Annotated in this window: 27 protein-coding genes; 4 read left to right on the top strand and 23 right to left on the bottom strand. The window is 67.1% G+C overall.

Going from position 1 to position 25,639, the window contains the following annotated elements:
* Positions 1 to 40 precede the first annotated feature (40 nt).
* The 11 genes from ABIC51_RS17570 to ABIC51_RS17520 all read right to left on the bottom strand — a co-directional run bounded on the left by ABIC51_RS17570 (position 41) and on the right by ABIC51_RS17520 (position 10,989).
* The gene (locus tag ABIC51_RS17570; protein ID WP_006491262.1) at positions 41 to 535 is read right to left on the bottom strand and encodes a CvpA family protein; all 495 of its coding nucleotides are present in this window, start codon (positions 533 to 535) and stop codon (positions 41 to 43) included.
* A 6-nt stretch (positions 536 to 541) separates the two neighbouring features.
* Positions 542 to 1,378 carry an SPOR domain-containing protein gene (locus ABIC51_RS17565; protein ID WP_354006570.1) on the bottom strand — a complete coding sequence of 279 codons (837 nt, stop codon included), beginning with the start codon at positions 1,376 to 1,378 and terminating at the stop codon, positions 542 to 544.
* 29 nt (positions 1,379 to 1,407) lie between these two features.
* Entirely contained in the window at positions 1,408 to 2,718 is a 1,311-nt protein-coding gene (gene folC / locus ABIC51_RS17560; RefSeq protein WP_027791148.1) for a bifunctional tetrahydrofolate synthase/dihydrofolate synthase, read from the bottom strand.
* A 100-nt stretch (positions 2,719 to 2,818) separates the two neighbouring features.
* Positions 2,819 to 3,691, bottom strand: coding sequence for an acetyl-CoA carboxylase, carboxyltransferase subunit beta (gene accD / locus ABIC51_RS17555; protein ID WP_021158729.1), 873 nt, complete (start codon positions 3,689 to 3,691; stop codon positions 2,819 to 2,821).
* A gap of 64 nt (positions 3,692 to 3,755) precedes the next feature.
* Entirely contained in the window at positions 3,756 to 4,571 is an 816-nt protein-coding gene (gene trpA / locus ABIC51_RS17550) for a tryptophan synthase subunit alpha (protein WP_027791147.1), read from the bottom strand.
* A 41-nt stretch (positions 4,572 to 4,612) separates the two neighbouring features.
* Positions 4,613 to 5,464: a DNA-methyltransferase gene (locus ABIC51_RS17545; protein ID WP_027791146.1), complete on the bottom strand. Its 852-nt coding sequence runs from the start codon at positions 5,462 to 5,464 to the stop codon at positions 4,613 to 4,615.
* 9 nt (positions 5,465 to 5,473) lie between these two features.
* On the bottom strand, positions 5,474 to 6,667 hold the full coding sequence (gene trpB, locus ABIC51_RS17540; protein ID WP_027791145.1) for a tryptophan synthase subunit beta: 1,194 nt from the start codon (positions 6,665 to 6,667) through the stop codon (positions 5,474 to 5,476).
* A gap of 55 nt (positions 6,668 to 6,722) precedes the next feature.
* On the bottom strand, positions 6,723 to 7,424 hold the full coding sequence (locus tag ABIC51_RS17535) for a phosphoribosylanthranilate isomerase (RefSeq protein WP_027791144.1): 702 nt from the start codon (positions 7,422 to 7,424) through the stop codon (positions 6,723 to 6,725).
* Positions 7,421 to 8,233 (bottom strand): tRNA pseudouridine(38-40) synthase TruA, encoded by an 813-nt coding sequence (gene truA / locus ABIC51_RS17530; protein ID WP_027791143.1) that lies wholly within the window; start codon positions 8,231 to 8,233, stop codon positions 7,421 to 7,423. The genes ABIC51_RS17535 and truA overlap by 4 nt, the downstream gene beginning before the upstream one ends.
* Entirely contained in the window at positions 8,233 to 10,377 is a 2,145-nt protein-coding gene (locus ABIC51_RS17525) for a motility hub landmark protein FimV (RefSeq protein WP_354006569.1), read from the bottom strand. Before ABIC51_RS17525 ends, truA begins: the two co-directional genes overlap by 1 nt.
* Before the next feature lie 411 nt (positions 10,378 to 10,788).
* Positions 10,789 to 10,989, bottom strand: coding sequence for a hypothetical protein (locus ABIC51_RS17520; RefSeq protein WP_354006568.1), 201 nt, complete (start codon positions 10,987 to 10,989; stop codon positions 10,789 to 10,791).
* A gap of 234 nt (positions 10,990 to 11,223) precedes the next feature.
* Between ABIC51_RS17520 and flgE the strand changes: the two genes are divergently transcribed.
* A complete protein-coding gene (flgE, locus tag ABIC51_RS17515) occupies positions 11,224 to 12,468 on the top strand; it encodes a flagellar hook protein FlgE (RefSeq protein ID WP_048022078.1) in 1,245 nt (414 codons plus the stop codon).
* 105 nt (positions 12,469 to 12,573) lie between these two features.
* Here flgE and asd read toward each other — a convergent pair whose 3' ends face one another.
* The 9 genes from asd to ABIC51_RS17470 form a co-directional block, all read right to left on the bottom strand.
* The gene (gene asd / locus ABIC51_RS17510) at positions 12,574 to 13,695 is read right to left on the bottom strand and encodes an aspartate-semialdehyde dehydrogenase (RefSeq protein ID WP_027791140.1); all 1,122 of its coding nucleotides are present in this window, start codon (positions 13,693 to 13,695) and stop codon (positions 12,574 to 12,576) included.
* Positions 13,696 to 13,776: 81 nt separating this feature from the next.
* On the bottom strand, positions 13,777 to 13,896 hold the full coding sequence (locus ABIC51_RS17505) for a hypothetical protein (RefSeq protein ID WP_021158720.1): 120 nt from the start codon (positions 13,894 to 13,896) through the stop codon (positions 13,777 to 13,779).
* A gap of 98 nt (positions 13,897 to 13,994) precedes the next feature.
* A complete protein-coding gene (gene leuB, locus ABIC51_RS17500) occupies positions 13,995 to 15,062 on the bottom strand; it encodes a 3-isopropylmalate dehydrogenase (RefSeq protein WP_175898076.1) in 1,068 nt (355 codons plus the stop codon).
* Positions 15,063 to 15,138: 76 nt separating this feature from the next.
* Entirely contained in the window at positions 15,139 to 15,789 is a 651-nt protein-coding gene (gene leuD, locus ABIC51_RS17495; protein ID WP_027791138.1) for a 3-isopropylmalate dehydratase small subunit, read from the bottom strand.
* Positions 15,790 to 15,857: 68 nt separating this feature from the next.
* A complete protein-coding gene (locus tag ABIC51_RS17490) occupies positions 15,858 to 16,004 on the bottom strand; it encodes an entericidin A/B family lipoprotein (RefSeq protein WP_027791137.1) in 147 nt (48 codons plus the stop codon).
* 3 nt (positions 16,005 to 16,007) lie between these two features.
* Complete coding sequence (leuC, locus tag ABIC51_RS17485) at positions 16,008 to 17,417, bottom strand: 3-isopropylmalate dehydratase large subunit (protein ID WP_021158716.1); 1,410 nt, start codon at positions 17,415 to 17,417, stop codon at positions 16,008 to 16,010.
* Positions 17,418 to 17,620: 203 nt separating this feature from the next.
* The gene (locus ABIC51_RS17480; RefSeq protein WP_226112630.1) at positions 17,621 to 17,797 is read right to left on the bottom strand and encodes a hypothetical protein; all 177 of its coding nucleotides are present in this window, start codon (positions 17,795 to 17,797) and stop codon (positions 17,621 to 17,623) included.
* A gap of 56 nt (positions 17,798 to 17,853) precedes the next feature.
* Positions 17,854 to 18,615 (bottom strand): Tat pathway signal protein, encoded by a 762-nt coding sequence (locus ABIC51_RS17475; protein ID WP_175898130.1) that lies wholly within the window; start codon positions 18,613 to 18,615, stop codon positions 17,854 to 17,856.
* 30 nt (positions 18,616 to 18,645) lie between these two features.
* Positions 18,646 to 19,467 (bottom strand): hypothetical protein, encoded by an 822-nt coding sequence (locus ABIC51_RS17470; protein WP_027791134.1) that lies wholly within the window; start codon positions 19,465 to 19,467, stop codon positions 18,646 to 18,648.
* Between the two features lie 382 nt (positions 19,468 to 19,849).
* On the opposite strand from ABIC51_RS17470, the gene ABIC51_RS17465 reads away from it, so the two are divergent.
* Positions 19,850 to 20,173: a cupin domain-containing protein gene (locus ABIC51_RS17465; RefSeq protein ID WP_146252694.1), complete on the top strand. Its 324-nt coding sequence runs from the start codon at positions 19,850 to 19,852 to the stop codon at positions 20,171 to 20,173.
* Between the two features lie 132 nt (positions 20,174 to 20,305).
* On the top strand, positions 20,306 to 21,031 hold the full coding sequence (locus tag ABIC51_RS17460; RefSeq protein ID WP_354006567.1) for a glutathione S-transferase: 726 nt from the start codon (positions 20,306 to 20,308) through the stop codon (positions 21,029 to 21,031).
* A gap of 49 nt (positions 21,032 to 21,080) precedes the next feature.
* Here the strand turns inward: ABIC51_RS17460 and ABIC51_RS17455 are convergent, their stop codons facing one another.
* Both ABIC51_RS17455 and ABIC51_RS17450 read right to left on the bottom strand, forming a co-directional pair.
* Entirely contained in the window at positions 21,081 to 21,479 is a 399-nt protein-coding gene (locus tag ABIC51_RS17455; protein WP_301759731.1) for a DUF4440 domain-containing protein, read from the bottom strand.
* Between the two features lie 15 nt (positions 21,480 to 21,494).
* Positions 21,495 to 22,880 carry an MFS transporter gene (locus tag ABIC51_RS17450; RefSeq protein ID WP_354006566.1) on the bottom strand — a complete coding sequence of 462 codons (1,386 nt, stop codon included), beginning with the start codon at positions 22,878 to 22,880 and terminating at the stop codon, positions 21,495 to 21,497.
* 192 nt (positions 22,881 to 23,072) lie between these two features.
* Here ABIC51_RS17450 and ABIC51_RS17445 point away from each other — a divergent pair, with 192 nt between their 5' ends.
* Entirely contained in the window at positions 23,073 to 23,987 is a 915-nt protein-coding gene (locus ABIC51_RS17445; protein WP_301764932.1) for a LysR family transcriptional regulator, read from the top strand.
* A gap of 110 nt (positions 23,988 to 24,097) precedes the next feature.
* On the opposite strand, the gene ABIC51_RS17440 is transcribed toward ABIC51_RS17445, so the two are convergent.
* Positions 24,098 to 25,630: an amino acid permease gene (locus ABIC51_RS17440; protein ID WP_027791128.1), complete on the bottom strand. Its 1,533-nt coding sequence runs from the start codon at positions 25,628 to 25,630 to the stop codon at positions 24,098 to 24,100.
* Positions 25,631 to 25,639: the final 9 nt, after the last annotated feature.

The following is a 25,639-nucleotide window of genomic DNA, read 5'->3' as shown; positions in this document are numbered from 1 at the left end:
CAGAATGACAAAATCGGTTCCGTCCTGCCCAGCCGCGTCGTCACACGCGTACGTACTGGGCCATGCCGTCGGGCAGGAGCTGCTTCAGCTCGTGCACGCCCTGTTCGGCGAAAGGACGCAATAGCGCATTGCGCCAGAAATCCTGTTTGGGCAGTTCGGTCAGCCCGGCCGCCGCGACCAGCAGCACCACCAGCACGCAGCCGCGGACGAGCCCGAACATCATGCCCAGCGAGCGGTCGACGCCGCCCAGGCCACTGGCCTGCGCGATCCGCGACAGCAGCGCGTTCGCGACGCCGGCGACCAGCACCACGCCGATCACGACCAACGCGAAAGCGATCACCCACTGCGTCAGCGCACCGCCCGGCCAGTTCGCCGGAATATACGGTACGACCAATCCGACGTAGCGGCCCGCGATCACGATCGCCGCGATCCAGCCGATCAGCCCGAAAATCTCGGACACGAAGCCGCGCCACGCACCGCGTAGCGCCGACAACACGATCACCGCCAATACAGCGTAGTCGAAAGCCGTCAGCATCGTGCGTTACTGCGTCAGACCGGCTTCGCGCACCTTCGCGATCGCGGCGGAAGCCGCCGCGCGATCCGCGAACGGGCCTGCACGCAACAGTGTAGCCGTGCTGCCATCCGACTGCTTGCGATGCTCGACATATGCGGGCACGCCCGCCGATTTCAACTTGGTGGCCCACGAACGGGCCGTCGCGTCATCCTTGAACGACCCGAGCTGCACCGCGAAGCGCGCACCGGCCGGCGACGACGGCGACGACACGTCGCCGCTGTCCGGGCTCGCGGCGTCGGCATTCGCGACGGCCGCGGGTGCGGGCTTCGGCGCAGCCGGCTTCGCCGCGGGCGCAGCCGGTTTCGGCGCAGGCTTCTGCGGCGTCACGCTCGCCGTGGTCGTGGTATCGGGTTTCGCGGCCGGCTTGGCGGCATCCTTCGGCGCGGGCGCCGGTGCGGCCGCAACGGCCGTGTCGGATGCCGGCGGTTCGTCATGCGCGACGCCGGCCTGCACGTCGGACACATCGTCGTCGCGCGGCGCGACCGCCTGGTGCGCGGGCCGGTTCGGGATGTCGATCGCGATGTCGTCGGTGACCGGCTTCGGGTGCGAATCGAGCACCATCGGCAGCACGATCACCGCGGCGACGACGAGCGCGATCGCGCCGACGAGGCGACGGCGCGCACGTTGCTTTTCTGGAAGGGTCGGATCGAGGAGCAGTGCGTCCGATTCCGGACGCTCGGTGCGGCGCGAGCGTCGCTCGACGCGTTCAGTGCGCTCCGTGCGCACGTTCCGGGAGGCCCCGGTGCGACCGCCGCGCCGCGGGGGCGCGTCGTCGTCTTTCTTGCCGAACGAGAAAATTCCCATGAATGGCTGAGTCCGAAACTGCCCGTCAGTCAGTGTTGCTGCGATTTACGGTAGGCCAGCACGCCGGCAACCGTATGGAAACTGCCGAAAACCACGATTCTATCATTCTCGGATGCTCTTTTTAGTGCATCGCGAAACGCTTCGGCGGGCGACGTGTAACGCGTGACGCTCGAATCGGGCCCGTCCTCCACGCCGGCCTTGCGCAGCGCGGCTTCGAGCTGCTCGGCGGTGGCCGCACGCGGCAGCGGCAGGTCGGTCACGCACCAGTGGTCGATCTCGCCCTTCAGGTGCTGCAGCACGCCGTCGATGTCCTTGTCGTGCATCGCGCCGAACACCGCGTACGTGTACGGGAAGAAACCCATGTTGCCGAGATTCTGCTCGAGCACGGCCGATGCATGCGGGTTGTGCGCGACGTCGAGCACGATCGCCGGCTTGCCGGGCAGCACCTGGAAGCGCCCGGGAAGCTCGACGTTCGCGAGGCCGAGCCGGATGTCCTGCGCCGACACCGGCAGCAACGGGCGCAGCGCCTCGAGCGCGGCGAGCGCGGCCGATGCATTGATCAGCTGATTCGCGCCGCGCAGCGCCGGGTACGCCAGCGCCGGATAGCGCTTCTCGCGACCGAGGTAGCTCCACTGCTGGCGCTCCGCGCCCGCCTGCGCCTCGTAGCGGAAATCGCGGCCGACGAGCCACAGGTCGGCGCCGATCGCTTCCGCGTGGTCGATCAGCGTTTGCGGCGCGGCCGGATCGCCGCAGATCGCCGGCTTGCCGGCACGGAAGATCCCGGCCTTCTCGAACGCGATCTTCTCGCGCGTGTCGCCGAGGTATTCGGTGTGGTCGATGTCGATGCTCGTGACGATCGCGCAATCGGTATCGATGATGTTGACCGCGTCGAGCCGGCCGCCGAGGCCGACTTCGAGGATCACCGCGTCCAGCCCGCGCGACGCGAACAGGTGCAGGATCGCAAGCGTCGTGAATTCGAAGTACGTGAGCGACACGGGCTCGGGCAACGACGTGCGCGCGGCTTCGACGGCCTCGAAGTGCGGCAGCAGTTCGTCATCGGTGACGTTCTGCCCGTTCACGCGCGCGCGCTCGTTGAATTCGAGCAGGTGCGGCGACGTGTGGCAGCCGACCTTGTAGCCCGCGCGCACGAGGATCGTCTCGAGGAACGCGCAGGTCGACCCCTTGCCGTTCGTGCCGCCGACGGTAATGACGGGGCACGTGAATTCGAGTTGCAGCGCCGCCTTGACCTGCCCGATGCGGGTCAGGCCCATGTCGATGCCGACCGGGTGCGCGCGTTCGAGATGCGAAAGCCACGCGTCGAGAGTGGGAAAAGTGCTCATCGGTTCAAATCTGGATCGGTACCGCCACTACGCCAAAAAACGAAGCGCGTCGCCTGACGCGGAAGCCAGGCGACGCGCAGAGTTCACAACCTTGCGCCGGTCAAGCCAGCGCGTCGGCCGGCTGTCGCTGCAGCAGCGCGAGCAGTTGCGCGATCTCGTCGCGCATCTTGCGACGGTCGACGATCATGTCGATCGCGCCCGTCTTGATCAGGAATTCGGCGCGCTGGAAGCCTTCCGGCAGCTTCTCGCGGACCGTCTGCTCGATCACGCGCGGGCCGGCGAAGCCGATCAGCGCCTTCGGTTCGGCGATCACGACGTCGCCGAGGAATGCAAAGCTCGCCGACACGCCACCCATCGTCGGGTCGGTCAGCACCGAAATGAACGGCAGCTTCGCTTCGGCCAGCTTGGTCAGCATCGCGGTGGTTTTCGCCATCTGCATCAGCGACAGCAGGCTTTCCTGCATCCGTGCACCGCCCGAAGCGGTGAAGCAGATGAACGGCACCTGCTGTTCGAGCGCGTTCTGCGCGCCGCGTGCGAAGCGCTCGCCGACCACCGAGCCCATCGAGCCGCCCATGAACGAGAACTCGAAGCAGGCCGCGACCACCGGCAGCGTGTGGATCGCACCGCCCATCACGACCATCGCGTCGGTCTCGCCCGTGTCGTCCATCGCTTCCTTCAGACGATCGGGGTACTTGCGGCTGTCCTTGAACTTCAGCGTGTCGACCGGCACGACTTCCTGACCGATTTCATAACGGCCTTCCGGATCGAGCAGCCCGTCGAGGCGCTCACGCGCACCGATGCGCATGTGGTGATCGCACTTCGGGCACACGTGCAGGTTCGCATCCACGTCGTTGCGGTACAGCACGGCCTCGCAGGACGGGCACTTGACCCACAGGCCTTCCGGAATGCCCTTGCGGCTTTTCGGGTCGGTCTGCTTGATCTTCGGCGGCAACAGTTTGTCGAGCCAGCTCATCGTATGGTTTCCTATTCCGTGGCGGGCCGGGCCGACCGGCCCGTTCCCGCTTCCTGTGTTGTGTTTATCGCGCCGTCTTGCCCGCGCCGTCCAGGGCGGCGCGCAGCTCGGCAATGAAAGTCTTCAGCGCGGCGGCGGCACCCTCCGGCGCAGCGCTTTCGAGCAGCTGCACGAGGCGGCTGCCGATCACGACCGCGTCCGACACCTCGGCCACCGCGCGCGCCGTTTCGGCGTCGCGGATACCGAAGCCGACGCCGACCGGAACCGGCACGCGCGACTTGATGGCCGGGATTTTACCCGCAATGCTCGAAACATCCAGATTTCCTGCGCCGGTCACGCCCTTGAGCGACACGTAATACACGTAGCCGCTCGCGATCTTGCCGACGTCGGCGATACGTTCGTCGGTCGACGTGGGCGCGAGCAGGAAGATCGGATCGATCTGCGCGGCGCGCATTTTCTCGGCGAACACGCCCGCCTCTTCCGGCGGATAGTCGACGACGAGCACACCGTCGACACCGGCCGCCTGCGCTTCGGCCGCGAACGCATCGACGCCCATCCGCTCGATCGGGTTCGCATAACCCATCAGCACGACGGGCGTTTTGGGGTCGGTTTCGCGAAAGCGCTTCACGTCGGCGAGCACGCTTTTCAGCGTGACGCCGCGCGCGAGCGCGCGTTCCGACGAGCGCTGGATCACGGGGCCGTCGGCCATCGGGTCCGAGAACGGCACGCCGAGTTCGATCACGTCCGCGCCGCCTTCGGCGAGCGCGTGCATGAATTCGACGGTTTTCGCGGGATCGGGATCGCCGGCCGTGATGAACGGGATCAGGCCCTTACGGCCTTGTTCGGCGAGCGCGGCGAAGGTTTGCTGAATACGGGACATGGCAATTTTTCCTCAATGCTTCGGCGAGGCGGCGGCGCGATTCACGCGCACGCCGGCGCAGCGAGCGCGCTCACGCGCTCGTGCGCGATCGCACAATAGCTTTCGTTGATCTCGTAGCCGACGAAGTCGCGCCCCTGCCGTGCGCAGGCCACCGCGGTCGTGCCGCTGCCCATGAACGGATCGAGCACGCGGCCGCCCGGCGGGCAGCTTGCGAGCACCATCCGCTCGATGATTTCCAGCGGCTTCTGGGTCGGATGGTCGACGCGCTCCGCGTGCTGCCGGTGCAGGCGCGAGACCGACCAGACGTCCTTCGGGTTGTAGCCCATCTCCAGCCACTTGCTGCCTTCGAACAGCTTGCGCGAGCGGGCCTTCTTCGTGTCGGCGTCGTACGGGATGCGGACCGGATCGAGATCGAAGTAATACGCCCTGGAAACCGCGAAAAAGCCGATGTTGTCGTGCACCGACGTGAAACGGCGCGTCGTGCCGCCCATGCTCGGCACGCGCCGGTCCCAGATGATCTCGTTGACCATCGTGAGTTGCGTCTTCAGGAAACTGAAGATTTCCGGCGCGTACTGCCACGTGCAGAAGATGTACATCGACCCGCTCGGCTTCAGCTTCGGAATCGCGAGCTCGAGCCACTCGCGCGTCCACGCGAGAAAGTCGTCGCCCGAACGCTTGTCCGAGTCGTTGCCGTAGTCCTTGCCGAGCCCGTACGGCGGATCGGCGACGATCAGGTCGATCGACGCGTCCGGCAGGTGCGCGGCATCGGTCAGGAAATCGCGGTTGTGCAGTTCGATCCCGGACGGCAGCGCGCGCGGCACGGCGGCGGCGGGCTGAACCGCCCCCGCCTCGCTCGCGGCACCGCCGCCCGGTTCTTCGATCAGGTCACGCATCGGTCGGGGTCAGAGCTCGATGCCCGATCGCTCGGCGACCGTGTGCATGTCCTTGTCGCCGCGGCCCGACAGGTTGACGAGCAGGATCTTGTCCTTCGGCAACGTCGGCGCGAGCTTCACGCCATACGCGATCGCGTGGCTCGACTCGAGCGCGGGAATGATCCCCTCGATCCGGCAGCAGTCGTGGAACGCCTTCAGCGCTTCCTCGTCGGTAATACCGACGTACTGTGCGCGGCCGCTGTCCTTCAGCCATGCGTGCTCGGGGCCGACGCCCGGATAGTCGAGGCCCGCCGACACCGAATGCGTCTCGATGATCTGGCCGTTGTCGTCCTGCAGAAGATAGGTACGGTTGCCGTGCAGCACGCCCGGGCTGCCGGCGATCAGCGACGCCGCGTGATGCCCCGTGTCGAGGCCGTCGCCGGCCGCTTCGACGCCGATCAGCTGCACCGACGTGTCGTCGATGTACGGATAGAAGATGCCCATCGCGTTCGAGCCGCCGCCGACGCAGGCGATCACCGCGTCCGGCTGCCGGCCCGCGAGCTCGGGCATCTGCACCTTGCATTCGTCGCCGATCACGCGCTGGAAGTCGCGCACCATCATCGGGTACGGGTGCGGGCCCGCGACCGTGCCGATGATGTAGAACGTGCTTTCGATGTTCGTGACCCAGTCGCGCATCGCTTCGTTCAGCGCGTCCTTCAGCGTGCGCGAACCCGATTCGACCGGCACGACCGTAGCTCCAAGCAGCTTCATCCGGTAGACGTTCGCGGCCTGGCGGCGCACGTCTTCCGAGCCCATGTAGACGACACACTCCATCCCGAAGCGGGCGCAGATCGTCGCGGTCGCGACGCCGTGCTGGCCGGCGCCCGTCTCGGCGATCACGCGCTTCTTGCCCATGCGCTTCGCGAGCAGCGCCTGGCCGATCACGTTGTTGATCTTGTGCGCGCCCGTGTGGTTCAGGTCTTCGCGCTTCAGGTAGATCTGCGCGCCGCCGAGCGTCTCGCTCCAGCGCTGCGCGTGATAGATCGGCGACGGGCGGCCGACGAAATGCTTCAGCTCGCGCTCGAATTCGGCGACGAAATCGGGATCGTTCTGGAATTTTTCATACGCCGCGCGCAGTTCGTCCAGCGCGTGAATCAGCGTCTCGGCGACGAACACGCCGCCATACGGGCCGAAGTGGCCGCGGTCATCAGGAAGGTTGTACATGGTGTCTCTCTCGATCGGTCGGGGCGCCCCGCTTTCGGGGCCGCGCCGGCTTGCATCACCCGGCGTCCGCTTCGCGCACCGCGCGTACGAACGCCGCCATCCGGGCGTGATCCTTCACGCCCTTCGCGCCCTCCACTTCGATGCCACTCGAGACATCGACAGCAAACGGGCGCAACTGGCGAATCGCATCACCGACGTTTTGCGCGCTCAAGCCACCACTCAAAACGGCCCGATGCGCGAGCTCTGCGGGAATAAGAGACCAATCGAAGACCTTGCCGCTACCGCCGTAATCCGGCACCAGGGTGTCGAACAGGAGGCCGCGCGCTTTCGAATAATGAAGTGCCGATTCTACCAAATCGGCCGGCTGCGTCGAGGGGCCGACGCGCACCGCGCGCAACCACGGCAGGCGTGCCGCGCGGCCGAGGGCGTCGCACTGCCCGGGCGTCTCGTCGCCATGGAACTGCAGCAGCGTGAGCGGCACGTCGCGCACGACGGCCTCGATCTCGGCTTCGGTCGCATTCACGAACAGCCCGACCACCGACACGAACGGCGGCGCGAGGCGCGCCAGCTCGGCCGCCTGCGCGATCGTCACCGCGCGCGGGCTTTTCGGGTAGAACACGAGACCGATCGCGTCGGCGCCGAGCGCCGCCGCGTGCAGCACGTCCTCGGGGCGCGACAGGCCGCACAGCTTGATGCGCGTGCGCGGCGGCAGGCCGGCCGCGGCGGGAGTCGAAGGAGACACGGCGTGATCCGTCATGGTTGAGGGTCCAGGTCGGCCCAGACGCTGCTCCACGGCACGCTGCCGAGCTGCGCGGGCGGGACGGCGAATTCCGCCGGGTAGCCGACGTGGGCGAGGTACAGCCCGTCGGCCATGAACGTGGGCGCCGCGAGATTACGGTCGCGCCCGGCCAGCACGTCGGCAAGCCAGTCGGCCGGATAGCGGCCGCGGCCGACCGCGACGAGGCAGCCCATCAGGTTGCGCACCATGTGGTGCAGGAACGCGTTGGCGCGGAACCGGAAATGAATGAAATGGCCCACGCGCCGCACGTCGATCTGGTACAGGTGTTTGACCGGCGTCTTCGACTGGCATTCCGACGACCGGAACGACGAGAAGTCGTGCTCGCCGATCAGGTGCGCGGCGGCGGCGCGCATCGCGTCATCGTCGAGCGGCGTATGGATCCAGCCCGCGCGCCCCGCCAGCATCGGCGAGCGCACGGGATGCACGTACAGCGCGTAGTAATAGGTGCGCTCGAACGCCGAGAAACGCGCGTGAAACGTCTCCGGCATCGGCTTCGCCCATTGCACCGCCACGGTCGGCGGCAGAAACGCGTTGGTCCCGCGCACCCACGAGAACACCTCGCGATCCAGGTCGGTATCGAAATGCACGACCTGCCCGAGCCCGTGCACGCCCGTGTCGGTCCGCCCGGCCACCGTCGTATGCAGCGGCACGCGCGCGAACTCGGCCAGCGCGTGCTCGAGCCGATCCTGCACGGTCTTGCCGTGCGGCTGCGCCTGCCAGCCGCAGAACGCCGCGCCGTCGTACTGAATGCCAAGCGCGATCCGCATCACGCCTCGTCCGCCAGTTTCGCGAGCAGCGCACGCGCATCGTCGCGCGTCGCGGTGTCGTTCGCGTCGACCACTTCCTGCAGCAGCGTCCGTGCGCCGGACAGGTCGCCCAGCTCGACGTATTCGGTCGCGAGGTCGAGCTTGTTGCGCGCGATGCGGGCGAGTTCGTCCGGCGTCAGCGCCGGCAACGCGGCGCCCGGCGTCGACGGCAGGTCCAGATCGAAGTCGAGCTTCAGTGCACCGAACTGCGCGCCGCCGAGCGGCGGCAGCGACGACGTCGCGAACGGGCTGCCCACCTGGCCGGCAGGCGTCGCCGCGTCCGGATCCCAATCGAACTCGTCGTCCTGATCGGCCGGATGTTCGCGGGCCGGAGCGATCGCGCCAATCGGAAGGCGCGGGTCGGCTTGACCGTTAGTTGCGACTTTATCGGTGTCGGACTGCCTTGCCTGCGCGGCAGACTCGTCCGTCGCCAGCGACGGCTCGTCCTGCGTGCGCGGCGGCAGCGGCATGTCGAGGCTGTTGAGCGCGCTGATCGCGTTCTGCATCAGCGCCTCGTGCTGCGTTTCGGTGGCCGCGGGGGCGATCGGCGTCTCGGCAGGCTGTTCCGCGGGCTTTTCGGCAGCGATCTTCTCTACCGGCTCGGTATCGTGCGGAGCCGGAGCCGCCTCGCTCGCGGTCGGCACTACGGCGTGCACGGCCGGCAATTCGGGCTGCTCGTCATGCGGCGGCACCACTTCCAGCGCCGACGGCACATCCGTATCAGGCGTCTCGACCGTCTCCGCCGCTGCGGCAGTGGCCGCGGCAAGGCTCAAATCGGAAGCCGCGTCGCGTGCGACCGGCATCTCGGGCCGGATCGGCAGCTCCGGCTCGACGGACGGCGCGGCTTCGGTTTCTGCCGCCGCAGCCGCGGACCCGCCCGCGACGACCGCAGCAGCCGTCGCGCTCGTACCCGCATCACCCGTTTCTTCCGCGCGCCGGCCCTTCCGGCGCTTGCGCCACGCAAAACCTGCGGCGAGGACGATCACGGCCGCACCGGCCACCGCGGCCGGACGCCAGTCCATCTGCCCGGTACTGCGCGCAGGTGCCGCCACCGGCGCGGCCGGTTGCGCGGGCGCCGATACCGATGCCGGCTGCGCTGCGCTGGCAGCAACGCCGGACGCGGCTTCACTTGCCGCCGGCGCGGCAGCGGATGCGCCCGTATCGTTCGCGGCCGGACGCGGTGCGACAGGTGCCGGCACGGGCGCCGGCGCGACCTCGTTCGTCGTGGCCGGCTTGCCGATGCCGTGCTTCTGCAACTCCATCAGCACGCGGTTCTTCAGCGCCAGCAGTTGCTGCAGGCTCGACGGCCGGGGCTGCGACGCGCCCGTCGCGGGCGCAGCCGCGGCCGGTTCGTTCATGCCCGAAACCTGGCTGCCCGCAACAGGCGGAAGCGCGGCACCGCTCGCGGACGACGGCACCGACTGGATCGCACCGCTCCACACATGCGGACCGCTTGCACCGGCAACGGGCGCCGCCGGCTGCACGCTTTCGACGGCCGATGCGCCGTGTGCCGCCGAAGCGCCGAGCGACGCCGCCGCACCGGCGGCCGTCGCGACGCTCGCGCCGCTCACCGGAGCCGCATGCATGGCCGGCGCCACCGGCGCGGACGGCACGGTCGCCGCCGGGGTCGACCCCGGATGGGGCGCCGACGCACCATGCTGCGCGACCGCCGTGCCGCCGGATGCCGCCGCGGGAGCGGAAGCTGCCGCCGTACCCGATGTACCGGATGCAGCGGATGCAGCGGCCGGTGCGAGTGCCGCGCCTGTCGCATCGAGCGCCGGCACGGTCAGCGTCGCACCGACTTTCAGGCGGCTCGCGTCGTGCTTCATGAACGCCTGCGGATTGGCGTCGAACAGCGCGCGGCCGGCGCGCGCGAGCACACCGGGATCGCGCGACTGCGTGGCCGCTTTCGCGATGTCGTTCAGCGACTGGCCGGGCTGGACCGTCACGGTAAGCGGCACTGCACCACCGGCAGCGGACGCCGGCAGTTCGCCGGTGCCGGCCGCCCAGGCCGATGCGGTTGCGCCGAGCGCCAGGATCGCCAGCGCGCCACGCACGGCGCGCGACAGACGGGACTGACGCGGAAACAAGGAAATTCGGGACATCGTTGGCTCTATCGCCGCGCGTGGGCGCGGCTCGGATTCGCGGTTGAAAGCGTCAATAAAGTTGCCGCAGAAATGCAAAAGCGTCGCGTTGAACGCGACGCTTTCGGCGGGTCTGTGCGTCGTAACCGCGTAGTTTACTTCACGTGATCGGGTTCGGGCCGAATTCGTCGCCGATGGGTGCAACCGGCCGCGTTCGCGCGTCCGCGCGCCCGCCGGCCGGGCCGCTCCGATGCCCGGGTTCACACGGCGCGACCAGCGTTCCCGATTGATCGGAAGCACACCTCCCTCAACTGAAAGATGCCCGGCCGCATCCCGTCCCGAACGAATGGCGCGCCCCTTGCCGCTCACCCGGCGCCCTGCCCACTCCGGGGCTCGATGCTGCGCCACGACCGCGAAATCGGGCACGTTTGCTCAATAAATCGCGCCACCTGCCGTTAATGGATTAGCAATCTCCAATAAAAACAAATCCTGCCGATCACCAAAACAATTCAAATAAATTTCAATTGATCGATAAGAGGCCAATTTCCCTCTCTTATCGTCGAATTTGACATATCCATCCTCAAACCCCCGCCCCACAAGGCTTTCAAGCCTCATCCCAGTTTCATTGCTCATACGAAATCAATCATTTCGACAACAATCCAATTACATTACACAAAATTACACAGATCGAATAATTGCCGTCGCTACGATCGTCTTCAAACAAGAATCGGCGCAGTTCGACCACCGCGTACACACCTGCCGGAAAGGCAGGCACGCGCCTGGCCAGGCTGACGTCGTGAGGTGCCAGGGAGGCATCGCGCAGTCGCACGACTGCATCTACTCACCAGCTCGTTACGGGGATCGAACATGGGCTATCAACAGGGTTTGAGCGGGTTGGCCGGCGCGGCGAACCATCTCGACGTGATCGGCAACAACATCGCGAACGCAAACACGGTCGGCTTCAAGCAGGGGCGCGCGAACTTCGCCGACATGTACGCGAATTCGGTTGCGACGTCGACCAACACGCAGATCGGCATCGGCACGCGGCTCGCGTCGGTGCAGCAGCAATTCGGCCAGGGGACGATCAACACGACGAAGTCGTCGCTCGACATCGCGATCAACGGCAACGGCTTCTTCCAGATGTCGAACAACGGCGTGACGACGTACTCGCGTGACGGCGTATTCCACCGGGACAAGAGCGGCGCCATCGTCGATTCGCAAAACCGCAACCTGATGGGCTATGCGGCAGGCCCGGGCGGCGCGATCAATACCGCGGCGACCGTGCCGCTGCAGGCGCCGACCAACAACATCGCCCCGCAGGCGACGACGAAGATCACCGGCCAGTTCAACCTGAACTCGCAGGACAAGGTGCCGGCCAAGACGCCGTTCAACCCAGGCGACAACACCACGTACAACTACAATTCGTCGATCCAGGTCTACGACACGCTCGGCGGCTCGCAGCAGGTGTCGATGTATTTCACGAAGAACGCGGCCGGCACCTGGCAGGCCTACGCGGGGGTGCAGGGCCAGACGCCGACGAATCTCGGCACCGTCACGTTCGACACATCGGGCCGGATCACCTCGACGACGTCGGCCGCCACCGGCCAGCCGACGCCGAGCCTCGGTCAGTTCGCGTTTTCGATCCCCAACGCGTCGGGCGGCGCCAATCCGCAGAACCTGACGCTCGACCTGGGCGGCACGACGCAGTTCGGCGGAAAAAGCGGCGTGACCAACCTCGCACAAGACGGCTTCGCGAGCGGCACGCTGACGACGTTCTCGATCGGCACCGACGGCAAGCTGACCGGCAATTATTCGAACGGCCAGAGCGCGGTGCTCGGCCTGATCGCGCTCGCGAACTTCAACAACCCGAACGGGCTCGAGAACATTGGCGGCAATCAGTATGTGGAAACCGCCGCGTCGGGCGTGCCGCAAATCTCCGCGCCGGGCAGCACGAACCACGGCACGCTGCAGGGAAGTGCGCTGGAAAACTCGAACGTCGACCTGACGACCGAGCTGGTGAACCTGATCAAGGCGCAGCGCGATTACCAGGCCAATGCGCAGACGATCAAGACCCAGCAGACCGTCGACCAGACGCTGCTGAACATGCGCTGACGCGCACATGAAAAACGCGCCGCGCCGGCCTTGATATCGTCAAGGCCGGCGCGGCGCGCCATCTTGTGCAACGCGGCCCGCGCATCGCGGGCCGGACACACGAGCTTACTTGTCGAGCAGGATGCGCAGCATGCGGCGCAGCGGCTCGGCCGCACCCCACAGCAGCTGGTCGCCGACCGTGAACGCCGACAGGTATTCGCCGCCCATCGCGAGCTTGCGCAGGCGGCCGACCGGCACCGTCAGCGTGCCCGTGACGTTCGCCGGCGACAGGTCGCGCATCGACGCTTCACGCTCGTTCGGCACGACCTTCACCCAGTCGTTCGCCGACGCGAGGATGCCGTTGATCTCGTCGAGCGGCACGTCCTTGTTCAGCTTGATCGTCAGAGCCTGCGAGTGGCAGCGCATTGCGCCGATCCGCACGCACAGGCCGTCGACCGGGATCGAACCCGGCTCGCCCATCGCCGGCTTGCCGAGGATCTTGTTGGTTTCCGCGCCGCCCTTCCACTCTTCCTTCGACATCCCGTTGCCGAGATCCTTGTCGATCCACGGGATCAGCGAGCCGGCGAGCGGCACGCCGAAGTTGCTGGTCGGCATCGCGTCGCTGTTCATCGCGGCCAGCACGCGGCGGTCGATGTCGAGGATCGCGGATGCCGGATCGGCGAGCTGCTCCTTCACCGCGCCGTTCAGCGTGCCCATCTGCGACAGCAGTTCGCGCATGTTCTGCGCGCCCGCGCCCGATGCGGCCTGGTAGGTCATCGCCGTCATCCAGTCGACGAGGTTCTCGCGGAACAAGCCGCCGAGCGCCATCAGCATCAGGCTGACCGTGCAATTGCCGCCGATGAAGTTCTTCGTGCCCTTGACGAGCGCATCCTTGATCACGTCGAGGTTGACCGGATCGAGGATGATGACCGCGTCGTCCTTCATCCGCAGCGACGATGCCGCGTCGATCCAGTAGCCGTTCCAGCCCGCCGCGCGCAGCTTCGGGAACACGTCGTTCGTGTAGTCGCCGCCCTGGCACGTGATGATCACATCGCACTTCTTCAGCTCGTCGACGTTGGTCGCGTCCTTGAGCGTAGTCTCGTTTTTCGCGAACGACGGCGCTTTGCCGCCCGTGTTGCTGGTGCTGAAAAACACCGGTTCGATCAGGTCGAAATCGCCCTCTTCCTGCATGCGCTGCATCAGGACGCTGCCGACCATGCCGCGCCAACCTACGAGACCTACGTTCATGACTAACCCTTTGATGGAGCTTCCCCGCCATTTCCGTCCCCGGTGTGACCGCGCGGGGAAATAGGCGGGCACGACGGACGATCAGCGTTTAATGATCGTTTTCGTGGTAATGGTTTTCGTGATGACGATGGCGCGCGCACCCGCACGGGCAATGTTGCCGTGGAGTTTCAAGACCGGGGAGATCAGGGAAATTTGCGCCATCGTTCGAGTCTACACAAAGCCGGTTGCCCGCACAACGGCCAACCGCGCGCGAACCGGCCGATTTCGCGGCCCGTTCGCGCCCTTTCTACTTGCTTGCGTTACAGCGCCGCGACCACCGCGTCGCCCATCGCCGTCGTGCCGACCTGCTTGCCACCCGGCGTCGCGATATCGCCCGTGCGGTAGCCCTGTTCGAGCACCGTTTTCACCGCGCGCTCGATGCGATCGGCCTGCTCCGCACGATTCAGCGAGTAACGCAGCATCATCGCGGCCGACAGGATCGTCGCGAGCGGGTTCGCGATGCCCTTGCCCGCGATGTCCGGCGCCGAACCGTGCGAAGGTTCGTACAGGCCCTTGTTGTTCTTGTCGAGCGACGCCGACGGCAGCATGCCGATCGAGCCCGTCAGCATCGACGCTTCATCCGACAGGATGTCGCCGAACATGTTGCCGGTGACGATCACGTCGAACTGCTTCGGCGCCTTCGCGAGCTGCATCGCCGCGTTGTCGACGTACATGTGCGACAGCTCGACGTCCGCGTACTCCTTCGACACTTCGATCATGATGTCGCGCCAGAACTGCGACGTTTCGAGCACGTTCGCCTTGTCGACCGACAGCAGCTTCTTCGCGCGCTTGCGGGCCGCCTGGAACGCGACGTGCGCGATGCGGCGCACTTCCGGTTCCGAATAGCGCATCGTGTCGAAGCCTTCGCGTTCGCCCGCGAACAGGCCGTCCGGTGCGGCACGCACGCCGCGCGGCTGGCCGAAGTAGATGTCGCCGTTCAGTTCGCGCACGATCAGGATGTCGAGGCCCGCGACCAGCTCGGGCTTCAGCGGCGACGCATCGACGAGCTGCGGGTAGCAGATCGCCGGGCGGAAGTTCGCGAACAGCTCGAGATGCTTGCGCAGCCCGAGGATCGCCTGCTCGGGGCGCAGCGCGCGCTCGAGCGAGTCGTACTTCCAGTCGCCCACGGCGCCGAACAGGATCGCGTCGGCTTCCTTCGCGAGCTTCAGCGTCGCGTCGGGCAGCGGATGACCGCTTGCCTCGTAGCCCGCGCCGCCAACCGGCGCCTGTTCGAGTTCGAACTTCTCGTCGAGTGCGTTCAGCACCTTCACCGCTTCATTGACGATTTCCGGACCGATGCCGTCGCCGGGCAGCACTGCAATCTTCATGCGAAATTCCTGACTGGATAGGTTTTATGAGGCAGGCCGGCGAGCGCGCCGCCGGCGCGCCCGCCCGAAAGGCACGTCAGCCGACCAGCTTGGTATTGAGCCACGGCTGCTTCACGAGGCGCTCGGCCTCGAACTGGCGAATCTTGTCCGCGTGGCGCAGCGTGAGGCCGATGTCGTCGAAGCCGTTCAGCAGGCAGTACTTGCGGAACGCGGCGATCTCGAACGGATACTCGCGGCCGTCGCCCGAACGCACGACCTGCGCGTCGAGGTCGATCGTCAGTTGAAAACCGTTGAACGCAGCCGTCTCGTTGAACAGGTGATCGACCTGCTGCTCGGTCAGCACGATCGGCAGCAGCCCGTTCTTGTAGCAGTTGTTGAAGAAGATGTCCGCGAAGCTCGGCGCGATGATCGCGCGGAAGCCGTACTGCTGCAGTGCCCACGGCGCGTGCTCGCGCGAGCTGCCGCAGCCGAAGTTCTTGCGCGCGAGCAGCACGGATGCACCCTGGTAGCGCGGCTGGTTCAGCACGAAGTCGGGATTCAGCGGGCGCTTCGAGTTGTCCTGACCCGGCTCGCCGTGATCGAGGTAACGCCATTCGTCGAACGCGTTCGGACCGAAGCCCGTGCGCTTGATCGACTTCAGAAACTGCTTCGGGATGATCGCATCGGTGTCGACGTTCTCGCGATCGAGCGGCGCCACGACGCCGGTATGCACAATGAATTTTTCCATGATCCGTCTATCCGGTTGAAGGGCCGGCGTTCAGCCGGCGCACATCGACAAATTCTCGGCGGGAATCGTCACTCCGCGGCGCGCTTCAGCGCATTGCCGGCGGCGTTGACGTCCTGCCCGAAGCCCTGGACGGTATTGCAGCCCGCAAGGCCGAAGCCCAGCCCCGCAAGCGCCAGCGCGGCAACCAGCCGCGTTATGACCTTCGATGCCGTCACGCGTTACCCCAGCTTGCGAATGTCGACGAAGTGACCTTCGATCGCCGCGGCCGCCGCCATCGCGGGGCTCACGAGGTGCGTGCGACCGCCCGCGCCCTGCCGGCCTTCGAAGTTGCGGTTCGACGTCGACGCGCAGCGCTCGCCCGGATCCAGCCGGTCGGCGTTCATCGCGAGGCACATCGAGCAGCCCGGCTCGCGCCATTCGAAGCCGGCGTCCGTGAACACCTTGTCGAGCCCTTCGCGCTCGGCCTGCGCCTTCACGAGGCCCGAGCCCGGCACGACCATCGCGAGGCGCACGTTCGACGCGACACGACGGTTCAGCTTCTTCACGACGTAAGCGGCTGCGCGGATGTCCTCGATGCGCGCGTTCGTGCACGAACCGATGAAGATCTTGTCGACCTTGATCGACTCGATCGGCGTGTTCGGCTCGAGCGCCATGTAGGCCAGCGCACGCTCCATCGCGTCGCGCTTGACCGGATCCTTCTCGCGTTCGGGATCGGGCACGCGACCGTCGATCGACGTGACCATTTCCGGCGACGTGCCCCACGTGACCTGCGGCACGATCTCGGCCGCGTTCAGCTCGACCACGCGATCGAACTGCGCGCCTTCGTCCGACTTGAACTGACGCCAGTATTCGACGGCCTGATCCCATTCCGCGCCGGTCGGCACGAACGGACGGCCCTTCAGGTAATCGATGGTCGTGTCGTCCACCGCGACCATGCCCGCGCGCGCGCCGGCTTCGATCGCCATGTTGCAGACGGTCATGCGGCCTTCCATCGTCAGCGCGCGGATCGTCGAGCCGCCGAATTCGATCGCGTAGCCCGTGCCGCCGGCCGTGCCGATCTTGCCGATGATCGCGAGCACGATGTCCTTCGCGGTACAGCCGCGCGGCAGCGCACCCTCGACCTTCACGAGCATGTTCTTGCTCTTCTTCTGCAGCAGGGTTTGCGTGGCGAGCACGTGCTCGACTTCCGACGTGCCGATGCCGTGTGCGAGCGCGCCGAACGCGCCGTGCGTCGACGTATGCGAATCGCCGCACACGATCGTCATGCCCGGCAGCGTCGCGCCCTGCTCCGGCCCGATGATGTGGACGATGCCCTGGCGCACGTCGTTCATCTTGAACTGCGTGATGCCGAACGCATCGCAGTTCGCGTCGAGCGTGTCGACCTGCAGCTTCGAGACGGGATCGGCGATGCCGTGGCTGCGATCGGTGGTCGGCACGTTGTGGTCCGACACGGCCAGGTTCGCGCTGATGCGCCACACCGGACGCTGCGCGATCTTCAGCCCTTCGAATGCCTGCGGGCTCGTGACTTCATGCAGCAGCTGACGGTCGATGTAGAGCAAAGTCGTGCCGTCTTCCTCGGTGTGGACCACGTGGGTGTTCCACAGTTTGTCGTAGAGAGTCTGTGCCATGGTATGCGGGGTCGTTGTGACTACAAGCCTTGCGGATGCGGTCGATTATGCCACGCAGAACGCGTCACGGCGCGGGCCGCACGCGAAAAAACCCATTAAAAACAGTGGTTTGGCTGGTAGTGCCAATACCTGTATCGGCATTACCCGGCAAATGCGGGCGCGCACGGCGCGGCGGCGGTTGCAGCCGTCGCGTGGGGTGCGTGTCACGGCGACACGCGACGGCTGGCCGCCTTCGTGGGGTCGGTATCGCGCTGCACGCAGAAGCGCTGCGCGTCCTCCGGCGAGTGGAAGCGGCCGTTGCGGAACAACACCCTTCGCTGCGACGTGTCGTGCAGCGACGGCGTCTTGAACGGCCCGTAGCTCGCGATTGCGCCGCACACCGGGCGCCCGGAACGTGAAGTCGTTCGGCGGTGGATGCCGCGAGTGCCCCGCAGCGTCAGCCGTTCGGGTATTCGCGGTTGATCAGGTCGAGCCGCAGCATCCCGAGTTGCACGCCGACGTTGCTCAGCAGGTAAAGATCGCGGCGCCGCAAGGCCGGCATCTGCGCGGACGCGTCGTAGAGCGACGGCAGCGTCAGGCCCGCCGGCACCGCGGCCTGAATCCCCGCGGTTTTCGACACGCGCACGGCAATCGACGCCTGATCCGAATGCGTGACGACACCGACGTTGCCGAGTGCCGAGGCCGAGCCGGCCTGCCTGACGATCGCGGTTACGACGCCGTCGGGCGTCGGTATCGGGCTGCCGGCGGCCGGCGCCGGTGTCGCGATCGACGTCACGCCGGCCGTCAGCCCGTATTTCGACGCGAGCACGCTCGCGACTTCCTGCTGCGCAAAGATCCGCGCGGCGACCTTCTGGCGCAGCAGGAACACGGCGTCGGCAATCGCCTCGTTCACGGGGCCGGGCACCGGCGCGGCGCCCGACGACGGCGCGGCGCGACTGCCGAAAGCGAATGCGGCAATCGTGTTGATGGCCGTGGCCTGGACGGTCGGCGGCGTCCACGAGAAAAACGTCTCGAACAGGTAACCGGCCTCGTCGGCGGCGGCTGCGCGGTCGTTCAGTTCGTTCGTCAGCTTGCCGAGCATCTGGCGTTGCAGTTCGGTATCTGAAACGGGAGCGTCGCCGGCGAAGCCCGGCGTGCTGGCGGCACCGGTCGCGGCAAGCGCGGCAGCGGAAGCGAGGAAATGGCGGCGGGTCTGCATGGTCATCGGAATCGGGAGAAAGAAAGTGCGTCAGCCCTTCGGGAACGCCTGCATCGTCGCGCCGACCGCGCGGGCGAGCATCTGCGCATACATGTCGTGCACGAGGTACAGGCTGCGGTTGCGCGTCCACGGCTGGCCCGACTGCGGGTCGTAGCGCGTCGGCAACGGCACCTCGGCAACCGCGGCCGCCTTCATGCCCGCCTGCTGCGAGGTCTGGATGCAGCGCTTCGCGTGATCCCGATGGCCGACCACCGCGACGCTGCCCATCGCGGCCGCGCCGCCCGCGCGCGCCGCGGCCTCAGCGGCCACGCCGGCCGTGCTGAGGTACACGATCGTGCCGTCGCTCGCGATCACGGGCTCGATCGACGACAGCACGTCGGCGCCCATCCCGTATTTCGACACGAGAAAGCGGGCGATCTCCCACTGCGCGTAGACCTTGACCGGCTTCAGTTGCCGAATGCGATAGACGGCGTCCGCGAGCGCTTCGTTGACAGGCCCCGGATCGGGCAGCGCGGACTGGTTGCCGCCCGTGCTCGACGTATTGCCGCTTGCCGCGTTCGGGCGATTGCCGAAGCTGTACGCGACGATCGCGCCGGCCTGGGCCGCCGGCATCGTCGGCAGGTCCCACGCAAACCCGACGTCGGTCAGCGCCGGCTGGATCGCGCCGACCGTCGCGGCATCGCCGAGCTGCGCATTCAGCTTCGCGGACATCTGCGCGGCCAGCGCGGCGTCGGTAACGGGCATCGACGTGACGTCGTCGCCGCCGCATGCGCTCAGCAGCGGCACCGCCGCGACGGCCGGCGCGGCGGCCAGGAATTTTCTGCGTGAGGAAGCCAGCGGATTCAGTTTCATGAGAAATACGAAATGATGCGAATGACGTCGACGCGATACCTCGGCGTCGCATTCACGGTCACGGGAAATCGCAATCGGGCGAGTCGCGCAGGTGGCGACGGACGGCAGTACCGCAGCGCGGACCGAATCGCCGCGCTTGCGTCGATTGACGAGCCCGGATCGTAGTCGGCGTTTGTTAAATTGCGGTGAAGCTCGCGAGCCAATACGCGCAATCGCGTCGTCGTTTCGCGGATGGATGCCTGCGTTTCACATAAGGTGAGCGCCTGCGCGATTCGTTCCACAGATGGCGATCATGCGCTCCGCGCGACTTCCCGGCATGACGCGCTACGATCGCGCAACGCACATGGGCAATCCCCACGCCCCGGACCCGGAGTACACCACGATGAAGCTCGGCCTGAACGAATCGCTCACCCGTCTCGACGAAGAAGGCACGCTGTTCACGACGCTGTTTCGCCACGGCACGCTCGACGTCGAGCTGTACCGGCCGCGCATCGAGGACAAGCAGAAGCCGCACGCGCGCGACGAGGTCTACGTGATCGCCACCGGCACGTCGCACTTCGTCGTCGACGGACGCGAATGCGCGGTCGCGGCCGGTGACGTGCTGTTCGTCCCGGCACACGCCGACCACCGCTTCACCGGCTTCTCCGGCGACTTCTCGACCTGGGTGTTCTTCTACGGCCCCGAGGGCGGCGAGCGCGGCGCGTAGCGCGCGATGGCGATGCGCGGCACTTTTCCCGCGATCGCCTAGACTGTCTATTCGCAGCGGGCGGCGCGCGACGCGCGGCCGCCCGATCGTCACGATGCCCGTGGCGGCCGCTTCAACGAACGGGAAAACAGCATGCGATACGAACTGTATTACTGGCCCGAGATCCAGGGCCGAGGCGAATATGTGCGGCTCGCGCTCGAGGCGGCGGAAGCCGACTACGTCGACGTCGCGCGCGAATCGGGGCGCGGCATGGGGGTGCCGGCGATGATGCGCATGATGGACAGCGCGAAGGCGGAATGCGTGCCGTTTGCGCCGCCGTTCCTGAAAGCCGGCGACCTGATGGTCGGGCAGACCGCGAACATCCTGCTGTTTCTCGGCGCGCGGCTCGGGCTCGCGCCGGACGACGAAGCCGGCCGGCTGTGGGTGCACCAGCTTCAGTTGACCGTGGCCGATTTCGTCACCGAGATCCACGACACGCACCATCCGATCGCAAGCGGCCTCTACTACGAGGACCAGCAGGCGGAAGCCGCCGAGCGCGCGGCCGATTTCCTCGAAAACCGGCTGCCGAAATTCCTCGGTTACTTCGAGCGCGTACTCGACCAGAACCCGCACAAGAGCGGCTACATCGCCGGCCGCACACTCAGCTATACGGACCTGTCGATGTTCCAGTTGATCGAGGGGCTGCGTTACGCGTTTCCGAAAGCGATGAAGCGCGCGGAGCGGAAAATCGCGGCGCTGGTCGCGCTGCACGACCGCGTCGCGGAGCATCCGCCGGTGGCGCGCTACCTCGCGTCGGAACGCCGCATCCCGTTCAACGACATGGGCATCTTCCGGCACTATCCGGAGCTGGACAAGTAACGCCGGCACCGCATCCGCGCCGCCTCAGGCAGGGCGGCCGATGCCCCGCTCACGCGACGACCGGCGTCTCGTGCAAATGGCGCCACACGATCAGCCCGTCCGCCTCGCGCCGGAACACGACCGTCGAGCGCCGCACCGTGCGCTGCCCTTGCGCGTCGGTCTGCGTCTCGCGATAGCCGATCGTCGCGCCATCGGACCACACGGCAAGCCCGCGCAACTCGTCGATGTCGATCACCAGCCCGGGGCGCGCGCCGTGCCCGTGTGAAAACAGCGCATCGATGCCCGCGTAATCGAGCACCGTGCCCGACATCGTGATCATCGAAAATCCCGACGAAAAGCGCGCCATCAGCGTCGCGAGCCGCTCGGGGCCAGCACGGCCGGACAACCAGCACGCGATGTCGGCAACGGTGTCGACGACTTCCTTGAAATACGGATTCGGCAAATTCATAAGGCTCTCAGGTTCTCACGAGTGGGATGAAACGGGTTGCGCGACCGGCGCACGGTGTGCGGGAAGCCGTGCAATCAGGCCCAGCGGCAGCAACGTCAGCAGGACCGCCAGCCCGAAGCACCAGCGGTACGGCGCGAGCGACGGACTGCCCGCGTCGAACGCCAGCAACGCATTGAGTGCGCTGCCGAGCACGGCCACGCCGACGCAGAAGCTCAACTGGCGGTTGATGTTCCACAGCGCGCTCGCGTCGCCCATCCGGTCGGCAGGCACATCGACGAACGCCGCGCTTTGCGACGTGCTCGTGCACAGGCTCGCGCCGAACCCCATCGCCGCGAATGCCGCGATGCGCACGGCTTCGACGCCGGTCCAGGGGGTCGCGAGCAGTGCGATGCCGACGCAATCGATCGCGATGCCGCTCGCGAACAAGGGCTTCGCGCCGTGGCGCGCGAAGCAGCGGCGCGTGGTCGCGATCGCGAAGCACGCCGCGATCGCCCACGGCAGCATCAGCGCGCCGGCATGCGCAGCGCTCAACCCGAGCGCGTTCTGCAGATAGAGCGACGCGACGAGGTTGACGCCCGTGAAGATGCCCGGCACGCACAGATAGACCACCACGCAGGTTCGCAGCAGCGGCTGGGCGAGCAGGCGCAGGTCGACGACCGGCGACAGGGCGCGACGCGCATGCGCCGCATAGCCTGCGCCTGCCGCGCTCGCGACGGCCAGCATCGCGAGCGGGAATGCCGCGCCGCCGGGCTGCCCCGCGGCGGTCAGCCCGAGCAGCAGCGCGACGAGCGTGACCGCACTCAGGCCGAGCCCCGGCCAGTCGAGCCGCGGCGGCCGGTCGCGCGCGCCGTCGTGCGGCAGCCATGCGAACGCGAGCGCGCAGGTCGCGGCCGCGATCGGCAACATCGCGAAGAAGATCGCGCGCCACGAACCGCGATCGACGATCGCCCCGCCGATCGCCGGCGACAACGCCGGCACGAGCAGCGCGACCATCATCACGACCGACGTGAGCCGCGCCCGCGCCTGCGGCGGATACGCGCGATAGGCCATCGTCTGCCCGACCGGAATCAGCAGCCCGCCGCCGAGCCCCTGGACCAGCCGCCACGCGAGCAGCGTCTCGATCGACGGCGACGCGCCGACGCCGGCACTGCCGAGCCCGAACAGCAGCAGCGATGCGGCGAACACGCGCCGCTCGCCGCAGCGGCGCGCGAGCCACGTGCCGAACGGAATCACGACGGTCAGGCCGAGCACGTACATGTTGCCGACCCACGCAAGCTGCGCGACCGACGCGTGCAGCTCGCGCTGCAGCGCCGGATACGCGGCGTTCAGCATGAACATGTTCGCGAGGTCGATCGCGAAGCCGAGCAGGTAGACGGCGGCGATTCTGGAACGGTCTGGCATGGCGGCGGGAACATCACGAAACGCCGCAGTGTAGAAGCCGGCACGCGTATCGGTAAGCGGCCGGATGCGACGAGTCCCGTCGAAATCTTTTGACAATCGGATCGCGCCGCCACGACACCGCAACGCCGCGCGGCCGCACATTCGGGTACCCTTCGAGCGATCCAACAGCCAGACAGGACCCACGCCCCAACCATGGTGAGCCTCGATCGTTTCGCCGTTTTCCGTGCCGTGGTCGAAGCCGGTTCGTTCACGGCCGCCGCCACCGCACTGAACCAGGCGCGGGCGGCCGTCAGTTTCAACGTGAAACAGCTCGAAGCCGAGCTCGGCGTCACGCTGCTCACGCGCACGACCCGGCGTGTCGAGCTGACCGATGCCGGCGAGCGCTTCTATCAGCGCTGCCTGCGCGTGCTCGACGAAGCCGAAGGCGCGATCGACGAGGTGCGCGGCGAGCACGGCGGGATGCAGGGCATGCTGCGCGTGACGTCGACGGTCGAGTATGCGGCGCGCGTCCTCGCACCGATGCTGCATGCCTTCACCGCGCAGCATCCCGCGTTACGCGTGCGGCTCGAAACGCATACGTCGCAGGCCGATCTCGTGCGCGACCGCTTCGACGTCGCGATCCGGCTCGGACGCCACGAGCACTTTCGCGACCTGCCCTATCGCGGCGTCTGCCTCGCCACCTACGACGTACTCGCCGTGATGGCGCCCGACCTGCCGGCGAAGGCCGGGCGCCCGAAACCGGCGTCGCCCGACGACCTCGCCCGCCTGCCGCAGCTCGGCCACAGCCGGCTCGAGCGGATCGCCGAATGGACGCTCACCGATCGCGCGGGCAACGAACATGCATTTCGACCGGCCGCGAAGCCTCGCGTCGTCGTCGACAACGCATCGGTGTTGCGTGAACTCGCGCGCCAGGGCAGCGGCGTCGCGCTGCTGCCCGAATGGCTCGTGCGCGACGATCTCGAAAGCGGCACGCTGATCGATGCGCTGCCCGCGTACCGGTTTCCGCAGCAGAACGTCTATGCGCTGTATGTCGCGACGCGGCACGTGCCGCAGAAAGTGCGCGCGTGGGTGGACTTCATGAAGGCGCAGTTGCAGCACGCGCACTGAGCGCGGTTTGCGTGCGCCGCCGCGCGCGGGCCGTCGCAGCGGAGCCGGCCGTCCGATGCGACCGGCTTCCGTTGCCGCGCTTTCGGTACCGCGCGTTCAATACCGACTAGTCAGTGCGGATGCCCGTGCTGCGTGGCCGCCGCATCGACGGCCTCGACCGAGCGCGTCAGCCACGGCCCGATGTCCATCTCCTCGTAGCGCACGAGCCGGCTCTTGCGCGCCCGGCGATATGCCCACCAGATCGCGACGAACAGCGGAATCCACACGTAGATCGACAGCACTTCCATCCAGTCGATGCGGGCCGCGAAGAACGCCTGGTAATCCTGCCCGAGCGAGATCACGATGCAGATCGCGATCGCGAACAGCGGCCCGAACGGGAACCATTTCGCGCGGTACGGCAGCTGATCGAGCCGGTAGCCCTGCTTCAGGAACCCCTTGCGGAACCGGTAATGGCAGACCGCGATGCCGAGCCACGCGATGAAACCCGTGATGCCGACCGTGTTCAGCAGCCACAGATAGATGCTCTGGTTGTTGGTCAGCGACGTGAGAAAGCACAGCCCGCCGACGGCCATCGTCGCGTACAGCGCGTTGCGCGGCACGCCGCCCGGCGACAGCGTCGCGAACATCGCCGGTGCGCGCCCTTCCGCCGCGAGGTTGTACAGCATCCGTGTTGCCGCGTAGGTGCCGGAGTTGCCGGCCGACAGCACGGCCGTCAGGATCACGAGATTCATGGCGCCGGCGGCGAGCCGGAAACCGGCATGGCTGAACACCAGCGTAAACGGGCTCACGCCGATGTCGGTCACGTCGCTCTTCAGCAGGTTCGGGTCCGTGTACGGCACCAGCAGGCCGATCACGAAGATCGCGAACACGTAGAACAGCATGATCCGCCAGAAAATCTGCTTCACCGCGCGCGGGATCGTCTTGCGCGGATTCTCCGATTCGCCGGCGGTGATCCCGACCAGCTCGGTGCCGAGAAACGAGAACCCCGCGATCAGCGCGACGCTCATCATCGCGTGCACGCCGCCGACAAACGGCGCGTCGCCGGTCGTGAAGTTGCGCAAGCCCACCGGATGCCCGTTCCCGATCAGGCCGGCGGCGATCAGCAGCCCGGCCGCGATGAACGCGACCACGGTCACGACCTTGATCAGCGAGAACCAGTATTCCGATTCGCCGAAGCCGCGCACCGACAGCGTATTCAGCAGGAAGATCAGCACGAGGAAGCCCGCGCCCCACCAGATGCCGGGTATGGTCGGAAACCAGTAGCGCATCACGATCTGCGCGGCGACCAGCTCGATCGCGATCGTCACGGCCCAGCTGTACCAGTAGGTCCAGCCGAGCGCGACGCCGAAGCCTTCGTCGACGTACTTCTCGCCGTAGATCGCAAACGACCCCGACACCGGCATCAGTGCGGCCATCTCGCCGAGGCCCGTGACGACGAAGTACACCATCAGCCCGATCGCGATATACGCGGCGATCGCACCGCCCGGCCCCGCCTGCGCGACCGACGCACCCGACGCGACGAACAGCCCCGTGCCGATCGAGCCGCCGATCGCGATCATCGCGATGTGGCGGCCCTGCAGACGGCGCTTCAGCGTCGTTCCCGACGGCGCGGCCGTCTCCACTGCCGCTTGCATAGCATCCATAGTGTTCAC

This window comes from Burkholderia sp. 572 (genome assembly GCF_040545135.1).
Classification (GTDB): domain Bacteria; phylum Pseudomonadota; class Gammaproteobacteria; order Burkholderiales; family Burkholderiaceae; genus Burkholderia; species Burkholderia cepacia.
Note: the sequence above shows the minus strand (reverse complement) of the source record. Positions and strands in the feature narration are given on the sequence as shown.

What these genes read in the sequence shown, in the direction of transcription:
- accD (WP_021158729.1), bottom strand. Translation starts at nt 3,691, where the DNA reads ATGAGCTGGCTCGACAAACTGTTGCCGCCGAAGATCAAGCAGACCGAC.
- ABIC51_RS17505 (WP_021158720.1), bottom strand. Translation starts at nt 13,896, where the DNA reads ATGGCGCAAATTTCCCTGATCTCCCCGGTCTTGAAACTCCACGGCAAC.
- ABIC51_RS17545 (WP_027791146.1), bottom strand. Translation starts at nt 5,464, where the DNA reads ATGCGTGACCTGATCGAAGAACCGGGCGGCGGTGCCGCGAGCGAGGCG.
- ABIC51_RS17525 (WP_354006569.1), bottom strand. Translation starts at nt 10,377, where the DNA reads ATGTCCCGAATTTCCTTGTTTCCGCGTCAGTCCCGTCTGTCGCGCGCC.
- truA (WP_027791143.1), bottom strand. Translation starts at nt 8,233, where the DNA reads ATGCGGATCGCGCTTGGCATTCAGTACGACGGCGCGGCGTTCTGCGGC.
- ABIC51_RS17455 (WP_301759731.1), bottom strand. Translation starts at nt 21,479, where the DNA reads ATGAATTTGCCGAATCCGTATTTCAAGGAAGTCGTCGACACCGTTGCC.
- ABIC51_RS17475 (WP_175898130.1), bottom strand. Translation starts at nt 18,615, where the DNA reads ATGCAGACCCGCCGCCATTTCCTCGCTTCCGCTGCCGCGCTTGCCGCG.
- ABIC51_RS17460 (WP_354006567.1), top strand. Translation starts at nt 20,306, where the DNA reads ATGCGATACGAACTGTATTACTGGCCCGAGATCCAGGGCCGAGGCGAA.
- ABIC51_RS17470 (WP_027791134.1), bottom strand. Translation starts at nt 19,467, where the DNA reads ATGAAACTGAATCCGCTGGCTTCCTCACGCAGAAAATTCCTGGCCGCC.
- leuB (WP_175898076.1), bottom strand. Translation starts at nt 15,062, where the DNA reads ATGAAGATTGCAGTGCTGCCCGGCGACGGCATCGGTCCGGAAATCGTC.
- leuD (WP_027791138.1), bottom strand. Translation starts at nt 15,789, where the DNA reads ATGGAAAAATTCATTGTGCATACCGGCGTCGTGGCGCCGCTCGATCGC.
- ABIC51_RS17465 (WP_146252694.1), top strand. Translation starts at nt 19,850, where the DNA reads ATGAAGCTCGGCCTGAACGAATCGCTCACCCGTCTCGACGAAGAAGGC.
- leuC (WP_021158716.1), bottom strand. Translation starts at nt 17,417, where the DNA reads ATGGCACAGACTCTCTACGACAAACTGTGGAACACCCACGTGGTCCAC.
- ABIC51_RS17565 (WP_354006570.1), bottom strand. Translation starts at nt 1,378, where the DNA reads ATGGGAATTTTCTCGTTCGGCAAGAAAGACGACGACGCGCCCCCGCGG.
- asd (WP_027791140.1), bottom strand. Translation starts at nt 13,695, where the DNA reads ATGAACGTAGGTCTCGTAGGTTGGCGCGGCATGGTCGGCAGCGTCCTG.
- trpB (WP_027791145.1), bottom strand. Translation starts at nt 6,667, where the DNA reads ATGTACAACCTTCCTGATGACCGCGGCCACTTCGGCCCGTATGGCGGC.
- ABIC51_RS17440 (WP_027791128.1), bottom strand. Translation starts at nt 25,630, where the DNA reads ATGGATGCTATGCAAGCGGCAGTGGAGACGGCCGCGCCGTCGGGAACG.
- ABIC51_RS17520 (WP_354006568.1), bottom strand. Translation starts at nt 10,989, where the DNA reads ATGAGCAATGAAACTGGGATGAGGCTTGAAAGCCTTGTGGGGCGGGGG.
- flgE (WP_048022078.1), top strand. Translation starts at nt 11,224, where the DNA reads ATGGGCTATCAACAGGGTTTGAGCGGGTTGGCCGGCGCGGCGAACCAT.
- ABIC51_RS17445 (WP_301764932.1), top strand. Translation starts at nt 23,073, where the DNA reads ATGGTGAGCCTCGATCGTTTCGCCGTTTTCCGTGCCGTGGTCGAAGCC.
- folC (WP_027791148.1), bottom strand. Translation starts at nt 2,718, where the DNA reads ATGAGCACTTTTCCCACTCTCGACGCGTGGCTTTCGCATCTCGAACGC.
- trpA (WP_027791147.1), bottom strand. Translation starts at nt 4,571, where the DNA reads ATGTCCCGTATTCAGCAAACCTTCGCCGCGCTCGCCGAACAAGGCCGT.
- ABIC51_RS17570 (WP_006491262.1), bottom strand. Translation starts at nt 535, where the DNA reads ATGCTGACGGCTTTCGACTACGCTGTATTGGCGGTGATCGTGTTGTCG.
- ABIC51_RS17535 (WP_027791144.1), bottom strand. Translation starts at nt 7,424, where the DNA reads ATGACGGATCACGCCGTGTCTCCTTCGACTCCCGCCGCGGCCGGCCTG.
- ABIC51_RS17450 (WP_354006566.1), bottom strand. Translation starts at nt 22,880, where the DNA reads ATGCCAGACCGTTCCAGAATCGCCGCCGTCTACCTGCTCGGCTTCGCG.